This window comes from Streptomyces sp. NBC_00083, assembly GCF_026343295.1.
In the GTDB taxonomy this organism is placed as follows: domain Bacteria; phylum Actinomycetota; class Actinomycetes; order Streptomycetales; family Streptomycetaceae; genus Streptomyces.
Genome location: NZ_JAPELY010000001.1, coordinates 3512773 through 3531011 on the forward strand (window position 1 = coordinate 3512773; position 18239 = coordinate 3531011).

17 protein-coding genes are annotated in these 18239 nt (G+C 69.6%); 6 read left to right on the plus strand and 11 right to left on the minus strand.

What is annotated here, in order from left to right:
- Positions 1-472 precede the first annotated feature (472 nt).
- Positions 473-868, plus strand: coding sequence for a molybdopterin-binding protein (locus tag OOJ98_RS15770; protein ID WP_267055321.1), 396 nt, complete (start codon positions 473-475; stop codon positions 866-868).
- A 254-nt stretch (positions 869-1122) separates the two neighbouring features.
- Here OOJ98_RS15770 and OOJ98_RS15775 read toward each other — a convergent pair whose 3' ends face one another.
- Positions 1123-1515 (minus strand): hypothetical protein, encoded by a 393-nt coding sequence (locus OOJ98_RS15775; protein WP_267055322.1) that lies wholly within the window; start codon positions 1513-1515, stop codon positions 1123-1125.
- 615 nt (positions 1516-2130) lie between these two features.
- Here OOJ98_RS15775 and OOJ98_RS15780 point away from each other — a divergent pair.
- The 3 genes from OOJ98_RS15780 (at position 2131) to OOJ98_RS15790 (ending at position 5987) form a co-directional block, all read left to right on the plus strand.
- The gene (locus OOJ98_RS15780) at positions 2131-3456 is read left to right on the plus strand and encodes a DUF4157 domain-containing protein (protein ID WP_267055323.1); all 1326 of its coding nucleotides are present in this window, start codon (positions 2131-2133) and stop codon (positions 3454-3456) included.
- 1114 nt (positions 3457-4570) lie between these two features.
- Positions 4571-4945, plus strand: coding sequence for a hypothetical protein (locus OOJ98_RS15785; RefSeq protein WP_267055324.1), 375 nt, complete (start codon positions 4571-4573; stop codon positions 4943-4945).
- Positions 4946-5750: 805 nt separating this feature from the next.
- Entirely contained in the window at positions 5751-5987 is a 237-nt protein-coding gene (locus OOJ98_RS15790) for a hypothetical protein (protein WP_267055325.1), read from the plus strand.
- Positions 5988-6313: 326 nt separating this feature from the next.
- Here OOJ98_RS15790 and OOJ98_RS15795 read toward each other — a convergent pair whose 3' ends face one another.
- From OOJ98_RS15795 to OOJ98_RS15815, 5 genes are all read right to left on the minus strand, one after another.
- Positions 6314-7033 carry a DinB family protein gene (locus tag OOJ98_RS15795; protein WP_267055326.1) on the minus strand — a complete coding sequence of 240 codons (720 nt, stop codon included), beginning with the start codon at positions 7031-7033 and terminating at the stop codon, positions 6314-6316.
- 187 nt (positions 7034-7220) lie between these two features.
- The gene (locus OOJ98_RS15800) at positions 7221-8168 is read right to left on the minus strand and encodes a VCBS repeat-containing protein (RefSeq protein WP_267055327.1); all 948 of its coding nucleotides are present in this window, start codon (positions 8166-8168) and stop codon (positions 7221-7223) included.
- A gap of 507 nt (positions 8169-8675) precedes the next feature.
- Positions 8676-9104 (minus strand): MarR family winged helix-turn-helix transcriptional regulator, encoded by a 429-nt coding sequence (locus OOJ98_RS15805; RefSeq protein WP_267055328.1) that lies wholly within the window; start codon positions 9102-9104, stop codon positions 8676-8678.
- Positions 9104-9520, minus strand: coding sequence for a polyketide cyclase (locus OOJ98_RS15810; protein WP_267055329.1), 417 nt, complete (start codon positions 9518-9520; stop codon positions 9104-9106). Before OOJ98_RS15810 ends, OOJ98_RS15805 begins: the two co-directional genes overlap by 1 nt.
- Before the next feature lie 226 nt (positions 9521-9746).
- A complete protein-coding gene (locus OOJ98_RS15815) occupies positions 9747-9956 on the minus strand; it encodes a hypothetical protein (RefSeq protein ID WP_267055330.1) in 210 nt (69 codons plus the stop codon).
- A gap of 241 nt (positions 9957-10197) precedes the next feature.
- Here OOJ98_RS15815 and OOJ98_RS15820 point away from each other — a divergent pair, with 241 nt between their 5' ends.
- Both OOJ98_RS15820 and OOJ98_RS15825 read left to right on the plus strand, forming a co-directional pair.
- On the plus strand, positions 10198-11211 hold the full coding sequence (locus tag OOJ98_RS15820) for an NADPH:quinone reductase (RefSeq protein ID WP_267055331.1): 1014 nt from the start codon (positions 10198-10200) through the stop codon (positions 11209-11211).
- A gap of 2235 nt (positions 11212-13446) precedes the next feature.
- Positions 13447-13716: a hypothetical protein gene (locus OOJ98_RS15825; protein ID WP_267055332.1), complete on the plus strand. Its 270-nt coding sequence runs from the start codon at positions 13447-13449 to the stop codon at positions 13714-13716.
- 179 nt (positions 13717-13895) lie between these two features.
- On the opposite strand, the gene OOJ98_RS15830 is transcribed toward OOJ98_RS15825, so the two are convergent.
- The 5 genes from OOJ98_RS15830 to OOJ98_RS15850 all read right to left on the minus strand — a co-directional run bounded on the left by OOJ98_RS15830 (position 13896) and on the right by OOJ98_RS15850 (position 18202).
- Complete coding sequence (locus tag OOJ98_RS15830; RefSeq protein ID WP_267055333.1) at positions 13896-14285, minus strand: VOC family protein; 390 nt, start codon at positions 14283-14285, stop codon at positions 13896-13898.
- The gene (locus tag OOJ98_RS15835; RefSeq protein WP_267055334.1) at positions 14275-15096 is read right to left on the minus strand and encodes an AraC family transcriptional regulator; all 822 of its coding nucleotides are present in this window, start codon (positions 15094-15096) and stop codon (positions 14275-14277) included. Before OOJ98_RS15835 ends, OOJ98_RS15830 begins: the two co-directional genes overlap by 11 nt.
- Positions 15097-15315: 219 nt before the next feature.
- Positions 15316-16035, minus strand: a complete 720-nt coding sequence (locus OOJ98_RS15840) for a tryptophan 2,3-dioxygenase family protein (protein ID WP_267055335.1) — start codon at positions 16033-16035, stop codon at positions 15316-15318.
- Positions 16032-17276: a pyridoxal phosphate-dependent aminotransferase gene (locus OOJ98_RS15845; protein ID WP_267055336.1), complete on the minus strand. Its 1245-nt coding sequence runs from the start codon at positions 17274-17276 to the stop codon at positions 16032-16034. The genes OOJ98_RS15840 and OOJ98_RS15845 overlap by 4 nt, the downstream gene beginning before the upstream one ends.
- Complete coding sequence (locus tag OOJ98_RS15850; RefSeq protein ID WP_267055337.1) at positions 17273-18202, minus strand: trans-aconitate 2-methyltransferase; 930 nt, start codon at positions 18200-18202, stop codon at positions 17273-17275. Before OOJ98_RS15850 ends, OOJ98_RS15845 begins: the two co-directional genes overlap by 4 nt.
- Positions 18203-18239: the final 37 nt, after the last annotated feature.

Here is an 18239-nt window from a genome sequence, read left to right on the forward strand (position 1 = left end):
TCGACATCGACGGCGACCATCGGGGCCGGTGCACCCCATCTGCTGCGATCGCAGGAGACACAAGTGTCTGCGAACGGCCAACGACGAGAGAACGGGGAAATGCGCGCGTGAGGTTGGGCCGTGACCGTCGGCCCGGCCCGAGCGCAATCGCAGGCGGGCGTCTCATCCGGCCGGCGGCCCGCATGCTCCGGCCAGCGCACCCGCAGCGTCAGAGCGGTGTCTCCCCATCGCAGTCGCCCCCGGACGCGCTAGCCGGGCCGAGCACTGCGGCGTGAGCGGAGACCTTGTTCGTCATGGCCTGGATCGACTCGCGAAGCTCGGGTTCCGACAAGAACCTGAGCAGCACGATCGTCCTCATGACCGGCCTCAGCTCTCGGAGGAACGGGGCCCGCTCAGCATCCAGGGGCCTGATCGATCTGTTCCGGGGTCCCGTGAGAGGAGCGGTGGAGCGTCGTGTGGTTAGGGTGCGGGTGTGCAGTACTACACGATTGGTGAAACGGCCCGGCTCCTGGGCGTCAGCGTGGACACGGCTCGCCGCTGGGCCGACGCCGGCCGCTTTCCCGTCCTGCGCGAGGACGGGCGGCGGCTTGTCGAGGGGCGTGAACTCGCCGCGTTTTGCGTGCAACTGGCTCAGGAGAGCGCGGTGGATGCGGAGAGCGAGCTGCGGACATCCGTGCGCAACGCGTTCTCGGGGATCGTCACCCGGGTGGTGCTCGGTGATGTCTCTGCCCAGGTCGAGATCCAGGCCGGCCCGCATCGCGTCGTCTCCCTCCTGACGCGAGAGGCTGTGGAGGAACTCGGTCTTGAAGTCGGCTCCCAGGCCGTGGCGCGAGTGAAGTCGACGAACGTCCATATCGATCTGGCCTGATCCTGCCCGCCGGAGCCCGCCGGTCCAGCGTCCGCCTGGCTCAGGCCTCCGCGTCGTCAGCGGTCAGGGCGGCCACGCCCGTTGCTCTCCGTCCTGATCGGCGGCTCAGCTTGGCAGCCCGCAGCCCGCAGCCCGCAGCCCGCAGCGGTTTGGCTTCGGCGAGCCTGGTGGTCGGGTCGGTCGCACCTAGAACCCGTCGTTGTTGCGTTCGACGTCGGTGGATACGGTGCGGAACAGAGACGGATCGATGGTGATCACCCCGCCGCCCCGCCCGGAGCCGACCGCTCCGGGTCCGCCGTTCGGCGTCGGAGGTAGGAGAGGGCCGTCGCCGCAAGGAGCGGGGCGTAACAGGCCAAGAGGAGCGCATGCTGTGCAGGTGTGCGTGTGACCCGCTCGATCAGCTCGGGGACCTGCGTCCAGGCGAACCAGCACGAGAACGTGCCGAGCACCGCCGCGCCGAACAGCGCGGGCACCACCGCCGCGAGCGGAGGCACGCGGCGTCCGCCGATGAAGGGCAGCCGGCGGGGCGCGGTCTCACCCCAGGGCCGCACCAGGCCGAGCGTCAGCAGGGCGAGGGCCTCGGAGATCGCGGCGAGGGCGAGGGCGAGCACCATTTCGCGGCCGTCGCGCCCCGACTGGTCGGCCACTGGGGGCCCCGGGCGCCTGGGCAATCCGCCACAGGCTGGCGGGCAGGGTGACGACGGGCACGGCGTGAGCGGTGAGGACCGCCCAGCGCGGAACGCCGGGCAGCGTGTCGGTCTTCGGCATGCGTCACAGCGTGGTGACCGGCGGCGCGCCGGACATCAGCCCGAAGCACGATGCGGTCCGTCGCGCGGGGGAGGCCGCGCGGCGGGTGTACGACCCAAAGAGCCACCCATCTGCTACACACCATCTGGTACACCCGGATCTGATGACCGCCGGGTACGCCCAGATCAGCCCCGATGGTGGGGCGGTGGAAGGTCGGGCACCCCGTAGGCGGGGGCACGTCGATGCCTGCCCCATGGCGTGACGTGCGTGTTAGCGGAACGACAGTGCCACGTTAGTCGGGTCGCCAAGACTGGCCTGATCCCCTGTCAGCCAACGTGTTGCTCTGAGGGGCCCGTTTCGGCAGTACTCCGGCCCATGAGTCAGGGCCCGGCTGCCCCCTTGCTGATGAAGGCGACCACGTGACTTCGAGCGACTTCCGTGCCCAACAGGCGCATGACCAGGCACAGTCCCCTTCTCGGCGTGCTGCTGCACCGGCGCGGGCGACGGCGCCGTCCATGGCAATGGCGGCACTCCAGGCCACTGCGGGCAACGCGGCAGTCGTACAGATGCTGCGCCTCGCCGGTCACCCCGGGGCCGCCCAGGAGCAGCACCAGCACTCCACCGGGTGCGGACATCAGCAGGCCGGCGCGCCCCCGGTGCAGCGCTCCACCGTCCACGACATCCTGCGCGCCCCTGGACGGCCGCTCGACGACACTACTCGCGCCGACATGGAGTCGCGGCTGGGGGCGGACTTCTCGGACGTACGCATTCACACGGACTCCGCCGCGAAGGCCTCGGCCGCCGAGGTCGGTGCACGTGCCTACACCTCTGGGAGCCATGTCGTCATCGGTGACGGCGGTGGGGACAACCACACCCTCGCCCACGAGCTCACCCACGTCATCCAGCAGCGTCAGGGCCCTGTCGCGGGAACCGACAACTGCTCTGGGGTGAGTGTCTCCGACCCGTCGGACCGGTTCGAACGCGAAGCCGAGGCTAACGCACGCCGGGTCATGAGCGGCCCGGCCGTCCAGCGGGAGGTCGAATCCACCCCGCAGGCCGCCACCCACGGGGCACCCGCCGTGCAGCGGATCCGCGCCGTACCCGGCGTGGCAGGGGTCCGGGCCTCGCAGAACGGCATGTACATCGTGCCCAGCACCCAGACCGGGGAAGCCAACGAGATCTGGGTGCACGAGAGCGCCGCCCCGCCCCGCTACTGCGTGGTGCACCCGGCGCTGGACCCGGGGAACATCGGCGGCATGCAGGGCACCTATACCCCCTACATGCCGAGCACGCGGTTCCTGGCCGACTGTTCCCACACCGCTGAGGAGGTCATGCACCAGGCGAGTCTCGACTTCGAGGCCGAGCAGGACGCCAGCGCCTTCACCTCGACCGGCCAGACCTTCGGCGAGACCCACGGGGACAACGTCACCAGGGCGCAGGCCCACGCCGGCAGCAGGCCTCCGGGGATGACGGACCTCGATGAGGCGCCCCAGGCCGGGCAGGCTTTTGCCACCATCGAGACCGCCTGGATGGGTGACGTACACAACGACCCCGACAACGCCTACCCGAGGGGGCCGAAGAACTGGCCTTACCACGTGGCCGCCGTCGTGGCCACGGACGGCGGAGACCAGATAACCCTGGAGCAGACCGCCGGCGACACGAACGCCGTCCCGGGCGAGGGGCACGCGGGCATTTTCGACATCTACCAGGCGGGCCATCAGTCGAAGAGCTTCCACGGCCGCTATGCCAACGGCCGCAGCTTCACGCGGGGCGCGATCACCGTGACCCTCTTCCCCATCAACGTCGGCCGGCTCGCTTTGGACCCCACCCCTCGTGACTGACGTGGAATGGCTCTGCTCCAAGTCCCGTAGGAGCCGCGAAAGGTCGGCGGGACGAACCCGCACGAACCTCAAGATGCTTGTGCCCAGTACCGCCGGATAGGGCGAGGTGGCGGCTCTTGCAGAGCGGTACGAGCGTGTGACCTTCGACGAGGTGCACCGCGAGGTGCTTCACCTCTTCGTCCCACCGGATCTGCTCCGGGGAGAGTTGGGGCTTCGGCGACGTCGTCATGATGGCCTGTTCTGCGCTTCGGCAGCGCAACCGCTGCGCCTGGCCTGTCGGGCCCACCCCCCAGAGCCGTGCCCTGTTGGTTGTCATCGAATTGGCGCGGATCACCGCCGACCCGGCCGGGGCAGCAGGCCGGGTATGGCCGCGGCTCGGGCGCGATGAGTGACAGACACTGAACGAGGCCCTGGTACAACCGCGACGGTGAGCGGCTGTACCAGGTGGAGGAGGAGCAGTCCCGGCGTCAGCAGGCGGAGCGCAAAGCCGCGGAGCGTGAGGCGCAGCGGCCGATGTGTGCCCGGTGCGGGACGAAGTACTCCGGCGAACGCTGGCAAGGACGACCGCGACCGTGTGGAGGCGGAGCCGTGTCGCCCGGCGCGAGGCGGAGGAGGCCGTGCGGGGCGGTGAGCGGGGCAGCAATAACCGCGCTTGCCGTCGTGTACGGGCCGCCTTCCGAACGCGACGACCACTGACCGCCACCGCTCCGACCGGCCACCGGGCCCCCGCAAGCCCGGGATCTCGCACATCACGGCGTAGGTGAGCCGCTACCGGCGGCGCGGAACGGTGATCTGGATCCAAGCCGATCCAAGTACTGCTGTCTGCCACGGACATGACTATCCCAGCGGATCGGGCGGCGGCCAGCCAGCGCAGGCCGGACTCACCAAGGGGGCGTGCGGCCGTGGCAGTCACCTGTGCGAAGATTCTGCGACGTTCGGGGGAGGATTCATGCGTGGGATCAAGGCGGCTTTGGTGGCTGTCGCAATAGCGGCACTCGGGGTGGGGGTGAGCGGCGTCTTTGACCCGCCCCGCAGGTCTCCCTCGACTGCCAATGACCTCACCCCGCGTGACCGTGCGACGCGTTACAAGGAACAGCTGAGGATCAGCGCGGACATGAACTGGGAGGTCAAGCAGGAGTTCATGTCGGTGGGGCTGGACGTCACGGACGACATGTCCACCTACACGGCGGAGGCCACCTGCACGCTTGGGCTGCGCGTCATCTACGACGAGGCGAAGAGGCCCCGGCTGGCCAAGGCGTACGCAGACTTGGAAGCAGACGGCTGGCAGCAGAACACGGACGCGGAGCCGGGTGCGCTGCGGTACCACAAGGACAACTCGGTCACAGCCAAGTCGAAGTACGCCAACGACACATGGCAGCTGGCCGTGGGGCGCGAGCACGATGTCAACGAGCCCGGCAGCGACATCGACTCTGACAGGCCGGGCAAGTACGTCGACATCACGGTCGACAACTGCACGCCGCCGACCTGAACCGGGCTCGCCGGGCCGTCCGGTAGGCGGCAAGAAGGGCATCGGCCAGGGCGGGTGTCCGGCCTGCGGGGTCCACGTCTCGATCCGTAAAGGCAGTCGGGATCTCCTACTTCGACGCGTTCACTACTCAGCAGAGCAAGGTGGGCGGACATCCAGGGTGGACGCAGAGCCCGGACTGGCCGGACTGCTCCTGTGGCGTGCCGATGGAGCGCCTGGTGACGATCTCGGCGAGCGAATCGTGCGGCCGATGGGTTCCCGTGGAGGAGCGCACACGTCCCGGGTCCGGGTGGGAGGCCCCCGACTCACCCGCGTACGAGGACAATAGCCACGGTACGGAGATGGGAGACATGGGCGGCATCTACGTCTTCATCTGCCGCCGCTGCCCGGCCTGGCCCACCGTGCACCGCTACGACTGCTGCTGATGCCGGTGTGTATGCCGCTGCCGGTCGACGAGATTGCAGGATGACGATCGAGTGGGGCAGCAGGGGCCGGAGCAGTGGCTCCGGCCCCTTTGGCCAGCCGATCAGCTTGTGCAGTTTGCACACACTGCCTCCAGCCGTCGGCAGGCCCGCTGTGACCGCTGCGGGCACGGACTTGGTCTGTAGGAACGTCAGGGCGTCCATGACGAGGCCGATGATGACGGCCGTGAGGAGCACCACGGCGGCGTGCACCCGTTGTGCCCAGACGGAACAGCCTGCTGACGGTTCGTCAAGACGTTGATCCACGTGAAGACGTCCGAGCGATTCCTGTCGATACCGCCGAGGCAGCGGTGTGTGCCGGCAACGGGCAGCTGTCCCTGGCAAGCATGGATGATGCCGGATCGTGGCCATACCTTGTCGCCGCCAACCTCGATATCGGCAGCTCTGTGACGGCTATTGCCCGTTCGCGCCGTGATCCGGCGCTTCCCCGCCAGCACTGGCCCCGGGGCCTGCATACCGTGGCGGCCGGGGCCCTGAACTCCGGCGCGTACGCGTATGCCGCCGCCTCCACAATGCTGGTCTACGGCGTGTTCCAGTTTCCCGCGCCCAAGGCTGGGCCGTAGCTCGTCGCGCCAAAAGTGCACGGGGAACACTTTGCTGTGGGGGACCGCCGACCACCATCCACGAACTGCACGCCTCCGGAACCGGGCGGCAGAGCCTTCGCTGCTGGATTTACTGTCAGAGAAGCCAAACAAAGCCACCCGGGTCATGCTGCTGCCGGCTGATCTGTAGCTTCTGCCGGCAGCCATCTCCCCGCGGCGCCGGGCGCTGGGGGCGCCGACCGCGCGCGGGACGCCTGGCTGGAATTCAGCTCTAGGCTCAGCACCTCGGCACCGCGCAGAAGGCCAGGGGTGCCCGCTTCCGCAGGATGCTGAGTCCGTTCCCGGCCCTACGGAGCGTTCTGTGCCTCGATCAGGTCGAGGTCGCGAACGCAGAAGCCGTGGTGCTGGAAGGTCTCGTTGAGTACCGTGCGCAGGCACTGCCCTACCGAGCGGCCCCGGGCGTACGGCGGCCAGACATCGTCATCGGGCACTGGAGCTCGCGCTGCGAACCGCACCGCGGTGGCCTCGTCGAGCCAGGCCTCGAGCTCGGCGGCCTGTGCGTCACGCACGCTCACGATCTCGTCGAGGGCCGGATCGAGCGAGAGGTCGAGCCCGTGCGCTCCACGGTAGGGCTCGACGCTCGGTCCGATACCCATCGGCGTGAACAGCTCCGTCGAGCCCAGGCAGCAGCGGCGGAACCACGAGTCGTGGACGAAGACCAGGTGGCGCATCGTCTGCACCGCCGACCACTCGTTGTTCACGCTGCGGCGCTCGATGCCGTGCGTACGGCGGATTCGCGCGATTGTGGAGGCCCAGGCGGCATGGAGTTGACGCGATGCCTGGCGCAGATCCGTAGGGTCGTCGGAGCGGATCAGCACGCGCACCGGATGTCGTCGGTCGAGCTCGGCCTCGACGTACTCGGTGACCTCGACACCGTTCACCACGAGGTTGGTGACGAGGCCGTCGATCACGGCATCCTGCATGACGACGCCGATCAGACGTGCCCCGGTCAGATCGCACTCGCGGAACTCCGCACCGTGCAGGTCCACTTCGTCGTACCGCATCATGCTCCGCATAGTAGGTCCGAGCACCGACAAGCCGGCCTCCCCGGCTGGATGTTGCCTTTGAACCTGCCGGGCTTGACCGTCGACCAGATCGAGGAGACCGAACGGGAGTCACTGCGCCTGCGTCAGGAGTGAATCGGGACTGGGCCCCTCTTCAGTCGGGCTCTCCACGGCATGGTTCAGGCGCCGGTCAGAGCAGGTTGTAGATGTTGTAGCCCCAGCCGATCTTGACACGGGCGTCGAACGGGTCACCGCCGTGCCCGTTGCCGAAGTAGCGGTACAGGTCGCCGTTCTTGGCGCGGGCTACGAGGTCCGTCCGGCCATCACCGTTGAGGTCTCCCACCGACAGGATGCGGTCGTACGCGTTCCAGCCACCACCGATCTTGGTGCGCGAGTTGAACGGCGCGTTGTAGTTTCCGGTTCCTGTGTAGAGCCACAGCACACCCGCCTTGTCGGCGGCGACGATGTCGGCCTTGCCGTCTCCGTTCAGATCGCCCTGGCCGGCGATCTCGGTGTATGCGTCCCAGCCACCGCCGATCTTGATGCGGGGAGCGACTCGGCCGTCGGAGTAGCCGAGGTAGAGCCACAGCACGCCGGACTTGTCGCGGGCGATCATGTCGGCCTCACCAGCACCGGCCAAGTTGCCGGGAGAGAGGACCTTGTCGTAGATCTGCCATCCCCCGCCGATGGTCTTGGTGTCCAGTTCGAACTCCGAGACGTGGTAGGTGTAACTCAGCCGGCCCTGCTTGTCGATGTGCCAAGTACTCTCGCCGTAGCCGTCCTTGTCGTTGTCGACCTCAGCCTCGAAGGCGGCGAAATCGTAGGTGACGCCGACGTCGTAACGGGCCTTGAAACCACCCTGACCGTCCGGGAAGTACAGGTACAGGTTCCCGGTCCGCTTGTCGACGGCCGTCATCGAGAAGCGGGGCGTCGCCCCCTGGCCGGGCGCGCCGACACGCGGTGCGGCAAGCTGTGCGGGGCCATGGGCACGCTGCTGGGTCTCGGCCTCGGCGCGCTGCGCCATGGCGGCGGTCGGGTTATCGGCGGCTACGGCGGTGCTTGCGGCGGTGGCCATCACCGCCGTGATGGCGGTGGCGGCGAGCGCGCGCTGGTACGCACGGCGCTTGATGAACTTCATGAACTAGCCCCCCGGCTGTCGTGGAAGATGGCGCGATTGGTATGGACCGCGACATAGTTGTTCGAACGATACCTGGATCCTTCACAGCTCCCTCACAGGGGGCTGGTCGGCTGGACGCGGTCGAACGCGGCGCCCACGGGGCGGCGAGGGCCTCCAAGGCCCCTCGCTGTCGGTCGTCCGACGCCGTCTCACCGCCGCCCTCGGCCCGCCCCGGCCGGTTACGGCGGGCCCCGGCCGAGGAGTACCGCAGGCCGTAGGTCACGCGGCCTTGTCCGGCCTGGGGCACGATTCGGCCAGCGTGATGATGGCCGGGTTGTTTCTGCTGGGACTGGGCTGGTCGTTCAGCCTGGTGGCGGGCCGGAACTCCTGCGGGTCGAACCCGGCCAGCCCCCTTCGCCTGCTGGTCGCTGCCCGAGACGGTCGCCTACCTGCGCACGGCCGGGCGATCCTGCGTTGGCCGCCCCGCCGCAGCGTAACCTTCCAGCGCGTCAAGACTTGGAAGAAATGTCAGGATTCGGGATGAGCCAGGCGGCCGAGGAGGGATACCGCGTCGTCGAGGGGTACCGGTTGGAAGAACCGCGCGTCGACGTGCTCAACGGCGGCAATCGCGCGTGGGGCCAAGTCGGCGCCGGCGTCGGTGACGCGTAGCCGTTTGGCACGGGTGTCGGCCGGGTCGACGGCACGCTCGATGAGTCCTTTGTGTTCCAGGGTGCGTAGTACCTGGGAGGTCATCTTGATGTCGGTGCCGGCTTGGCGGGCGAGCGCCAGCTGGTTGGGGTGTTCGCCCTGGGTGTTGAGCCACCAGGCGCAGGCGAGCAGTACGAACTGCACGTGGGTGAGGCCGAGTGGGGTGAGAGCTGTGGCAATGTCGCGCTGCCAGCGCAGGGTGGCATGCCACAGCAGGAATCCGGGGCTGTCGCCGGGGCTGAGGGGCATCAGCTGAGAGCCAGCTTGACCAGTGCGGCCATCGTGTCGGGCCAGTCGGCGGTGATACCCGGGCCGATCTGCGGGCCGGCCTCGTTGGCGCCGGTGCCGGTGATCTCCATCCGATACACCACCCGGATCCGGTCCTGGTCGATCCGCTCGATCCGGTGGGTGGTGCGCAGCACCAGGCCGTCGAAGCGGGCCTCGTCGACGAACCGTTCATTCTCGACCGCCTCGGCGATGCGAAGGAATACCGGGTCGTCCCCGGGCGGTGTCATCGCGATCTGCGTGCCCGCCGCGAACGGCCCATTCAACTCGATCTTCTCGATCTCGGCGTTCCAGGTGCCCCAGTTCTCAACGTCGGCCCAGAGCCGCCAGATCGCCTCGGGGGTGGCGCCGGTCTCGATGCTGTGCTCGTACTCCCACATGAGTACCCTCCTTCAACAGATAATCTGTGAGTAGATTATCTGTGCGGAGACTATCTGTCCAGCAGCGGCACGATCTCTTCCGCCGTGCCGCCACGACCCACTCAAGCGGCCGCCCGCGTTCTCGCTGCTTCACCGCCTCGCCGCCTCTGCCTGGCGGCCGCTGGTTCGGAGCAGGCAGGGGAGCAGCTCGCTCGCCGTAACTCTCCTGCCGACAAGAACTCCTGAGTCATAGCCCGCCCCTTACGTTGGCCCAGAGCTCAACGGGGCCGCGCGAGCCGCGGATGGTCACCCTGGGCGTGGGCGCTTCGGCCGCGTACTGCTCGCGGTCCTCGTCGGGCCTGAAGGAGTCGCAGAGCCGCACGCTGACGGAGCAGTTGTTCTGGCAGCGGGGGGTCGCGGCGGTCGGCGTGTCGAGGTCGGCGTCCAGGGAGCTCATCGGTTGAACGGTGGAGCACGCAGGCCCCAGCCCCTCCCGGCGGTTACGCGTTGGGGAGCCGTCCTGCGTCGACATGATCGGCGAGGTAGATCATGACGCCCTAGGGATCCCTGCCGCGGAAGGTCAGGGTCACCCCCGCAATTCCTGGAATATCAACCTCTGGAACGAGGTTTGGGGAGTGTCCCATGCAGAGCGGCGTTCCCCTGGGCCGGCAGCCCGAGGGTGAGCGGAGGAGTGAGAGATGAAGTCCGTCATCCGGACGACCGCCGGTGGCCCCGAGGTGCTCCAGCTAGTCGAGCGCCCCGTGCCCGAGCCCGGCCCAGGCGAAGTACGGGTCCGTGTGAACGTTTCGGGTGTCAACCCCACCGACTGGCGCAGTCGCAGACGTGCGCTGCCGCCGGGCATGATCGAGCAGGTGCCTCACCAGGACGGTGCCGGAGTCATCGACGCTGTCGGTCCGCAGGTCGACCCGGCACGGGTCGGAAAGCGGGTGTGGATCTGGGAGGCTGCATGGGAGCGGCCCTGGGGAACGGCACAGCAGTACACGCTCGTGCCGGACCGGCACGCCGTCGACCTGCCCGACCACGCTTCATTCGAACTCGGGGCCGCCCTGGGTATTCCGGCCCTAACTGCCCACCGCACGCTGACAGTTCATGACGGCGGACCAGGGCGTCTCGCGCCCGGCGCACTGCTGGGCGCGACCGTATTGGTGGCAGGCGGCGCCGGTGCGGTCGGCAACGCGGCCATCCAGCTTGCCCGTTGGGCCGGAGCGCGTGTGGTCAGTACAGTCAGCGGTCCTGCCAAAGGCGCGCTGGCGAGAGCGGCAGGCGCCCACCAAGTGGTCGACTACCGCTCGCAGGACGCGACCAGAGAGATCCTGGCCTTCGCCCCCGAAGGCGTGGACATCATTGTGGAGGTGGCCCCGGGCACCAACTCCACTCTCGATATCTCCGTGGCCGCGCGGGGAGCTGTGGTGGCGTACTACGGGGGCGGCGAGGACGAGCGGCTCTGCGTCCCGGTGCTCTCCTCACTGGCGGCCAACCTGCGCTGGCAGAGCGTCTTCGTCTATACCGTGCCGCCTGCCGCGAAGCAGCGGGCCCTCACCGACGTTGCGGCTGCCGTGGACGAAGGTGCGCTTCGGGTGGGTGAGGAGGCGGGGATGCCCCTGCATCACTTCACTCTGGAGCGGACGGCCGAAGCACATGCCGCGCTCGAAAGGGGAGTGGTCGGCAAGGTACTGCTCGACATTCCGTGACCTGTTCAGAGACCAACACAATGCCGGTCACCGCGCACGCGGTAGAGCCCAGGGGGACAGGTCCTCGATCTCGCGGGTGAGGTGGGCGCGGCCGACCGGCCCGCGGGTGAGCAGCGAGGGCGCGCCGGGGCGTCGGACTCGTAGTTTCGACACGACCGGCGCCGCGACTCTGAGGTGGCCGGTGCCGAGGTCGTCGAGGCCGACTTCGGCGGCCTCCCGCAGGGCGATGACCGAGGGCCGGGTCTCGATTCGCTGACGGTCTGGGCGCCGATGCCGCCATCGGGTTCGTGCCCGCTTCGGGGTCGGCGTTGATGTACATCCGGGGCACCCCGATGCGCCGGCCGGCGAGCGCATCGGCTGTCGCTTCGACGACGTCGGCGAGGGCGAGGGCCGGATACAAGGCGGGCCGCACCTGCGAGGCCGTGGGCAGCGCCAGCCAGGGCTGTGCACGCCCCAGGTCACCGCGCGTGTGCGGGTCGTCGGCCACGATGACGTCGAGGAGTTCGAAAAGGGTCGGCCATGGTGCGGGGGTGCGGGACCACGACGTCCATGGTCGGCACCGGCGGCCAGTTCCCGCGCACCGAGATCACCCCGCGGCTGGGCGTGAACGCGCACAGCGCGTTGTTCGACGTGGGAGCCCGGCCCGAGGTCTCCTCACCCAGACCGAACGCCCGAACGATGCCGAGGGCGCGGTGCCGGAGCCTTGGAGGAACCGAAGCCGTAGGCACTGGTCAGCCAGGCCGCGCTGTGCGGGGTCTCCGCACACCTCGAAGCCGCTCTTGCGTAAGGGGGCAAGGAGCATCGGGAAGTGCTGATCGGCTTGGGCGCCGACTGGTGCTCTGACTGGAGGGTTGGACGCGGCGTGGGGGCCGACGGCACCCGCGAGCTGATCGCGAACGGCTGGTAGCCGGTGATCCGGGTGGACAGGGCGGTTCGGGCCTCTCGCCTTTGAGGCGCGCTCTGCCGAGAGCCGCGCTCGGAGCCGCGCCTGCGATGCCGGGCTCGGCGCACTCGGCACCGGACTCGGCCGCCGACATCGCGGTGCGCCCGACAGCGCCCAGTCCCAGGCCGGTTGGGGCCGGCCGGACAGGGAGCACGTCTCGTCGTCGGGGCGGGTGGCGTCGGCGGCCCAGGTCTAGCCGAAATCGTCCCGCTCCGGCCCAGGCAGCCCCAGCGCAGAGCGGGTACCCACCCCCGCCGTGGCGCCTGAAGCTTCGCCCGCCTGAACCATCAGGAGGCCGACGAGGTTGGATGTCCTCATGGTGAGACGACAGCGGGAGAAAAAGGGGCGACCCCCCTGGGGCGTACCCATGGGCCTCGTCCTTCTCGCGACGCCGGAAGGGTGGCGCCACAATGTCCGCACCGTGGAAGGCGGGATGCTCTGTGGGCGCCTCGCCGGCGTTGCGCCCGACGCCGACCCAGCCGAGGCACGGGCCGCCGCGGCGGCCGTTGTGAGGGAACTCGCACGCGACGTCAACGCACAACATGTCGACGTGATGTGGGACCCGCCCCGGGAGCCCGGATCCTGGACCGCTCAGGTCACCGTTGCCGCGACCCCGCCGAGCACCTGCGGTTGAGTGACAGGCTCACGGGCAGTCCCGAACCTGCACTCTCTGCAGTTGGGAGGCAGCTCTCGTCCTGAGCACCGGCCCTCATGCGGAGGGGCGCGGGCCTCTCAGAGGTTCCGCTCATAAGTATGGAACGGTGTTTGCCCACCAAGCCGTTGCGTGTCGGGTCCGGGGCGCTGGCGCTCGGCGCGCTCGCTGTCGTTCTGTTCGGGTCGCCGTGGCTGCCGAGTTCGCTGCCACCAGCGGTTCGTCACACCCCGTTGTTGCTGACCATCCCTCTGGGGATCCTCTTGATCGTTGATGGGGCCGACTCCATGCGTCTGGTGCGCGCGATGAGGACGGCGTCTCGCGATGGCGCGCCCGGGTCGGCATCGCCCTGGGCTCGGTGGCGATACCTCCACCGTGCCGACAGCCGAGGGAAGCAGCCGCGCAGCGGCCCTTGCGGTGGTGGGCGATGTGCCCCTCGCGGCAGCGCGCACTGGCCAACAGCGACACGCGTCGGCGCTGCCGCGGGCGTTTTCCGGAGAACTATGCCGCTGATATGAGTTTTTGGTCTGGTCGAGGTGTCGCGGGGCTGGGCGGGTGTGGTGCTGGCTCGGGCCAGGAAGGAGGGCTGGGAAAGATCGGCACGCGTGCTGGTCGACGTATCCCCTGAGAAAGGCTTCTGATGAAGAGCAAGTTCAGCAAGGCTCTGGCAGTGTCGGCCGTCGTCATCGCGCTGGGAGGCGTCGCCGCTCCCGCGTACGCGGACGTCGCGACCGGCGGGCACTCCGCCGGTGTCGCCTCCGGAAGCGAGCCCTTCGTCGCCGGTCGCTGGATGCACTTCGCTCACACCACGCACGTCCACACCGCGGACGCCGGACGCGGCTGGGCCACCGCCACCCACGACGGCACCGCGGTCGGTGGCGAAGAGAGCAGCCTCGTCGTCATCCGCTGACCCCGCAGCACATCCAAGGCCTGCACGCCCGTGCGGCGACACCACCGGCCCTGGGGCTCTGTGGTCGCTCTGGGGTCGCCGTCGCAACACGTGCAGGCCCTGGGCGAGGCGCCGCGGGTCCGGCAGTGAGCCCGGCCGCGCGCCTCGCTTCTGTCCTGTCGGTCGCCGGTCAGGGGTCGTCAGGAAGGGATGGCGCCGCTGAGCACCCACAGGTGGCCGAAGGGGTCCTTCACCCGCCCCTGCCGCTTGCCGTAGGGACGGTCCTCGACCGGGATGACGATCTCGCCGCCGAGCTGGGCCATGCGGTCCGCCGCGGCCACCGGGTCGGGCAGGTCGATCTGGAGTAGGACGGGGGATCCGCCGATGGACAGCGGGTCGTTCCATCCCCACTCCTCGACACTCTGCGCCAGGGCGAAGGTGCCTGCCGCCAGGGAGAACTCGGCGTGCATCACAAGCCCCTGGTCGTCGGCCACCCGGTCGGTCAGGGACGCGCCCAGGGCCTTGGTGTAGAAGTCGATCGCGGCGTCGGCGTCGGAGACGAGCAGCTTGGGCTGGAGTTCATTGGTCATGATTCGATGGTCGCGAAGAACCTCGTGCCCCGCCTTGTAGATTTCGGCCTTCCTCCGCGAGCCACGCCGTCGGCGTCGTCCCCATCAGGTCCTGGAAGTCCCGCACCAGATGGCTCTGATCGTGGTAGGCGCACTCGGCCGCGATCTCCGCCCAGGAGTCGGCCCCGTTCCCCGCGCGGCGCACGGTCGCCGTGAGGCGTGCGACCCGTGAGGCGAACTTCGGGGTGATCCCCACCGTGCTCCCCAGCACCTGCCGCAGCCGACGCGGACTGAGGTGCAGCTGCCGGGCCACGTCCTCCACCGGCACCCGGCCGTGGCCGACACGGATGACTCCGAGGGCCTGAACCGCGTAGGGGGAGACGTCGGGACGCCGGGCCCGTACCAGATGGTCGAGCAGCCGCCGGCGCATCAGCCTGACCCGCTGGTCGGCCGGCAGCTCCGCCAGCTCCTCGCTCAGGAGACCCAGCCATGGCAGGAGTGCGATCGCGTCGAGACCGCCCGCGTCCAGTTCGCTCAGCGGGACGCCGGTGAGGCGCTGGGTGGCCGTGGGGGACAGCTCGACGTACACCGTCGGCTGGCCGGGGCGCAGCGTGAGGGACGGGGTGCCGGTCCCGGGCCGCATCAGGCCCGTAACCACGGCCTGCGCCCGCCGGGCCTGGTCTCCGTAGCAGACGTCGATAGGTGTGCCGAGGCTCAGGACGAGGCGGCACGAGAGGACCGGGAGCGCACGGTGCAGCCGGGGAGGGCCGGTGTGCTCACTGACGGCGACCACGCCGATCCCCGCGGCCTCGCATGCCTGGCTCAACTCCACAGGGCCAGTGTCCCACCGGTGCCGGTCCCGCGCCGGAGATCGCCCGACGTGCCGGGCCCTCCCGGCCGCGGCCGCCGGACACCCCGGGCCGGCCGGTGCGGGACCGCGTCGCCCGGATCGAAGCCGAACGCGTCGCGCAGCGCGAGGCGCCCGATCCCGCCGGACGTCGAAGCGCAGGCGGACGAGTCCGGCCTGCGCTCGGTGGGTCCGGCGACCTCGCTATCCCGGACCCGTGTGCTGGTCCTCCCTGACCGCGCGGAGCTCCGGGAAGGGCATGCGGATCCGGGCCACCAGATAGGACAGGCCCGTGGTGCCCGCCGTGCCCCGCAGGGTGCCGACGGTACGGTCCACGAGGGAGAGGTGCGTGATCTTCCAGCGCCAGAACGAGTAGCCGACGTCGAGCATCGCCTCGGCCAGGCGGTGCTCGACCCCCGCACCGGCCGCGCCCCGCTCGCACACCTCCTCGACATCGGTCGCCCGCGCCGCCAGCGCCTTGAGATAGGCGCTGTACAGCGGGCTCGTCGCCCCGTCGGACGCGGTGCCGAGCCGGTCGTCCAAGGCGTGGAAGCCCCGCGACTGCGCGCCGCTCGCGGTGCCGAGGTAGCCGCGGAACGCCGCGAAGTGCTGGATCGGCAGGCGCTCCAGGAGCCGTACGGTCTCGTCCAGGATGCGGATCATGCCGGTCACCCGGCCCAGGTGCTCCAGGGCACGCTCGGGGCCGTCCCACGTCGGCGAGCCGTCCGCCTCCGCGAGCGCGTCCACCGCCGCGTCGATGTCCACGGCGGCCTGCGCGAGCCAGAGTTCGCTCGCCTGGTGGGCGACGATGAAGAAGCGCTCGGCCGCCTCGACGGACAGGTCCTTGCCCGCGGGATAGAGCGGATGCTGGAGGCCGAGCAGCTGTTCGAGACGGAGGTACCCCCCGTAGTCCGGCGGGCTCACGGGTGCCCGCCGCTCGCTGCCCGCCATTGCGCGGTGTGGGCGAGCAGCCGCTCGACCCCGGTGTCCAGCTCCTGGGGATCGCCGCAGAACGCCAGGCGCACCAGGGTCCTCGCCTCGGGCGCGGGCTCGGCGGAGAGCGTCCGCACGGACTCCGACACCACCGGACGCAGCGCGAACCCCGCGGCCGGCGCGAGACCCACGTCGTACCGTTCGAGCAGGCCCTGGACGAACTCCTCCGCGTCGTCGCACACCCCGGCGACGTCGAGGACCGCGTACCAGCCGCCCTGCGGGAGCTCCGCGAGGAGCCCGGCGTCCCGCAGCGCGGGCAGCGCCCGGTCGCGGTTGGCCCGCACCAGGGCCGCGTTGCGCACCGCGCTGTCCCGCGACTTGAGCGCGGTCAGGCCCGCGTACTGCACCGGCGTCGACGGGCTGACCAGGCTCGCCTCCTGCACCACCCGCATCGCGTCGGCGGCCCGTCGGTTGGGGGTCACCACATAGCCGAGCCGGTAGCCGGTCATCGCGAGGCTCTTGGAGAAGGAGAACGTCGAGGAGATCCGGCGCTCACTCTCCGGCAGGCCCCGCTCCAGGGAGGCGAACGAGGTGTGCTCGCCGTCGTAGACGAAGTGCTCGTACGCCTCGTCACTGATGATCTGGACGTCGCGTTCCCGGGCCACCGCCAGGATCGCGGCCAGCGCGTCGGCATCCAGGACCGCGCCGGTCGGGTTGGCGGGGGAGTTGATGAGGATCGCGCGGGTCCGCGGGGTGAGGGCCGCCCGGATGCCCTCGGCGGTGGGACGGTAGTCCGCGCCCAGCGGATAGAAGACCGGTCGGAACCCGGCGAGCAGACACTGCTGGAGGTGGATCGGCCAGTGCAGCTCCGGCAGCAGCAGCTCGTCGCCGGGCTCGGCCATGGACTGCATCAGGGCGGCCAGTCCCTGGCATGAACCGGGGGTCACGAAGATATGGTCCGGCGAGGTGTGGTGGCCGTTCTCCATCTCCAGCTTCACGGCCAGCGCCTCGCGCAGCGCGGGCATCCCCTCGGCCGAGGTGTACGCGGTGCGGCCGCCGCGCACGGCCTCCGCGGCGGCCTCGGCCACTTCCTGCGGCGGCTTGAAGTAGGGCTCTCCGACGTGGAGTTTGATGACGGGGCGCCCGGTGGCCCGTTCCCTCAGCTCCGCCGCGTTGAACACCTCGTGCAGGCAGGAGGAGGGGATGGTGCCGGCCCGCGACACGGCGTTCACGAACGCCCCTGACCGGCTACGGGACCCTCGGATCCGGCGACGGTGAACTCGTAGACGAAGAAGCTCTGCAGGGCCGGCTCACGGTCGCCGATGACGTGCTTGGCGCGCTGCTGGAAGCCGTTGACGGCCAGCTCGTGCTCGACGATCAGCGGGGACAGCTTGTGCTCCTCCTCGAAGGAGGTCACCATGTCGTCCTTGGTGATCTGCATTTCCGCGATCGCGACCATCCAGTTGTCGCGCTCGATGGCGTAGTCGATGACGAACTTGTACCAGTTCCACAGGGTCTTGCGGCGGCGGGCCTCCAGCTCGCGGGACCACTCGGGCACCGACCCGTCCTTGTGGTACGCCGCTATCTCCTCGTCGCTGGCCAGCAGATGGCCGCCGCCCAGCTCGATGATCTCGGCGGACTTCAACCGTTGGGCGTCCTCGGGAGTGCAGTACTCCGGACAGAACTCGTCGCCGAGGATCAACAGGCCGTGCTCGCCCAGGAGTTGGCGGGCGTGCGCCAGGTGGCTGTGCGGCAGGTGGTGGTGGCTGCCCCAGGAGATCATCACGTCGAGCGGTTCCTGCCACTGCTCGAACGGGGCACCGTACACCTCGCCGCCCGGCTTGTCCGCGAGGCGCTCGCGCGCCTGCTCCAGGGGGTTGCGCGCGACGTCGTTGGCGATGACCCGGCAGTCCGGCAGCCGGTCGGCGATCATCCCGGCGAGCACGCCCGAGCCCGAGCCCACGTCCATGACGGTCAGCGGCCGTCCCAGTTCCTCGCGCCGGGCCGCGACGCGCTCCACGATGAGCAGGTCGCCGTCGGTGATGTCGGGGTGCCCCTCGCGCATGATGGCGCCCACGTCGATTTTGCGGAACTCCTCGCGGGTGTAGATGGTGCTTTCCTCGATGACCGTGTCCGTGGTGCCGTCAACGGTTTCCATGTGCCTGATTCCTTCCGCGTCGCCGCTTTCCGATTCG

What these genes read in the sequence shown, in the direction of transcription:
- OOJ98_RS15825 (WP_267055332.1), top strand. Translation starts at nt 13,447, where the DNA reads ATGAAGAGCAAGTTCAGCAAGGCTCTGGCAGTGTCGGCCGTCGTCATC.
- OOJ98_RS15785 (WP_267055324.1), top strand. Translation starts at nt 4,571, where the DNA reads ATGAACTGGGAGGTCAAGCAGGAGTTCATGTCGGTGGGGCTGGACGTC.
- OOJ98_RS15810 (WP_267055329.1), bottom strand. Translation starts at nt 9,520, where the DNA reads ATGTGGGAGTACGAGCACAGCATCGAGACCGGCGCCACCCCCGAGGCG.
- OOJ98_RS15815 (WP_267055330.1), bottom strand. Translation starts at nt 9,956, where the DNA reads ATGAGCTCCCTGGACGCCGACCTCGACACGCCGACCGCCGCGACCCCC.
- OOJ98_RS15795 (WP_267055326.1), bottom strand. Translation starts at nt 7,033, where the DNA reads ATGATGCGGTACGACGAAGTGGACCTGCACGGTGCGGAGTTCCGCGAG.
- OOJ98_RS15800 (WP_267055327.1), bottom strand. Translation starts at nt 8,168, where the DNA reads ATGAAGTTCATCAAGCGCCGTGCGTACCAGCGCGCGCTCGCCGCCACC.
- OOJ98_RS15790 (WP_267055325.1), top strand. Translation starts at nt 5,751, where the DNA reads ATGGATGATGCCGGATCGTGGCCATACCTTGTCGCCGCCAACCTCGAT.
- OOJ98_RS15850 (WP_267055337.1), bottom strand. Translation starts at nt 18,202, where the DNA reads ATGGAAACCGTTGACGGCACCACGGACACGGTCATCGAGGAAAGCACC.
- OOJ98_RS15780 (WP_267055323.1), top strand. Translation starts at nt 2,131, where the DNA reads ATGGCAATGGCGGCACTCCAGGCCACTGCGGGCAACGCGGCAGTCGTA.
- OOJ98_RS15820 (WP_267055331.1), top strand. Translation starts at nt 10,198, where the DNA reads ATGAAGTCCGTCATCCGGACGACCGCCGGTGGCCCCGAGGTGCTCCAG.
- OOJ98_RS15830 (WP_267055333.1), bottom strand. Translation starts at nt 14,285, where the DNA reads ATGACCAATGAACTCCAGCCCAAGCTGCTCGTCTCCGACGCCGACGCC.
- OOJ98_RS15805 (WP_267055328.1), bottom strand. Translation starts at nt 9,104, where the DNA reads ATGCCCCTCAGCCCCGGCGACAGCCCCGGATTCCTGCTGTGGCATGCC.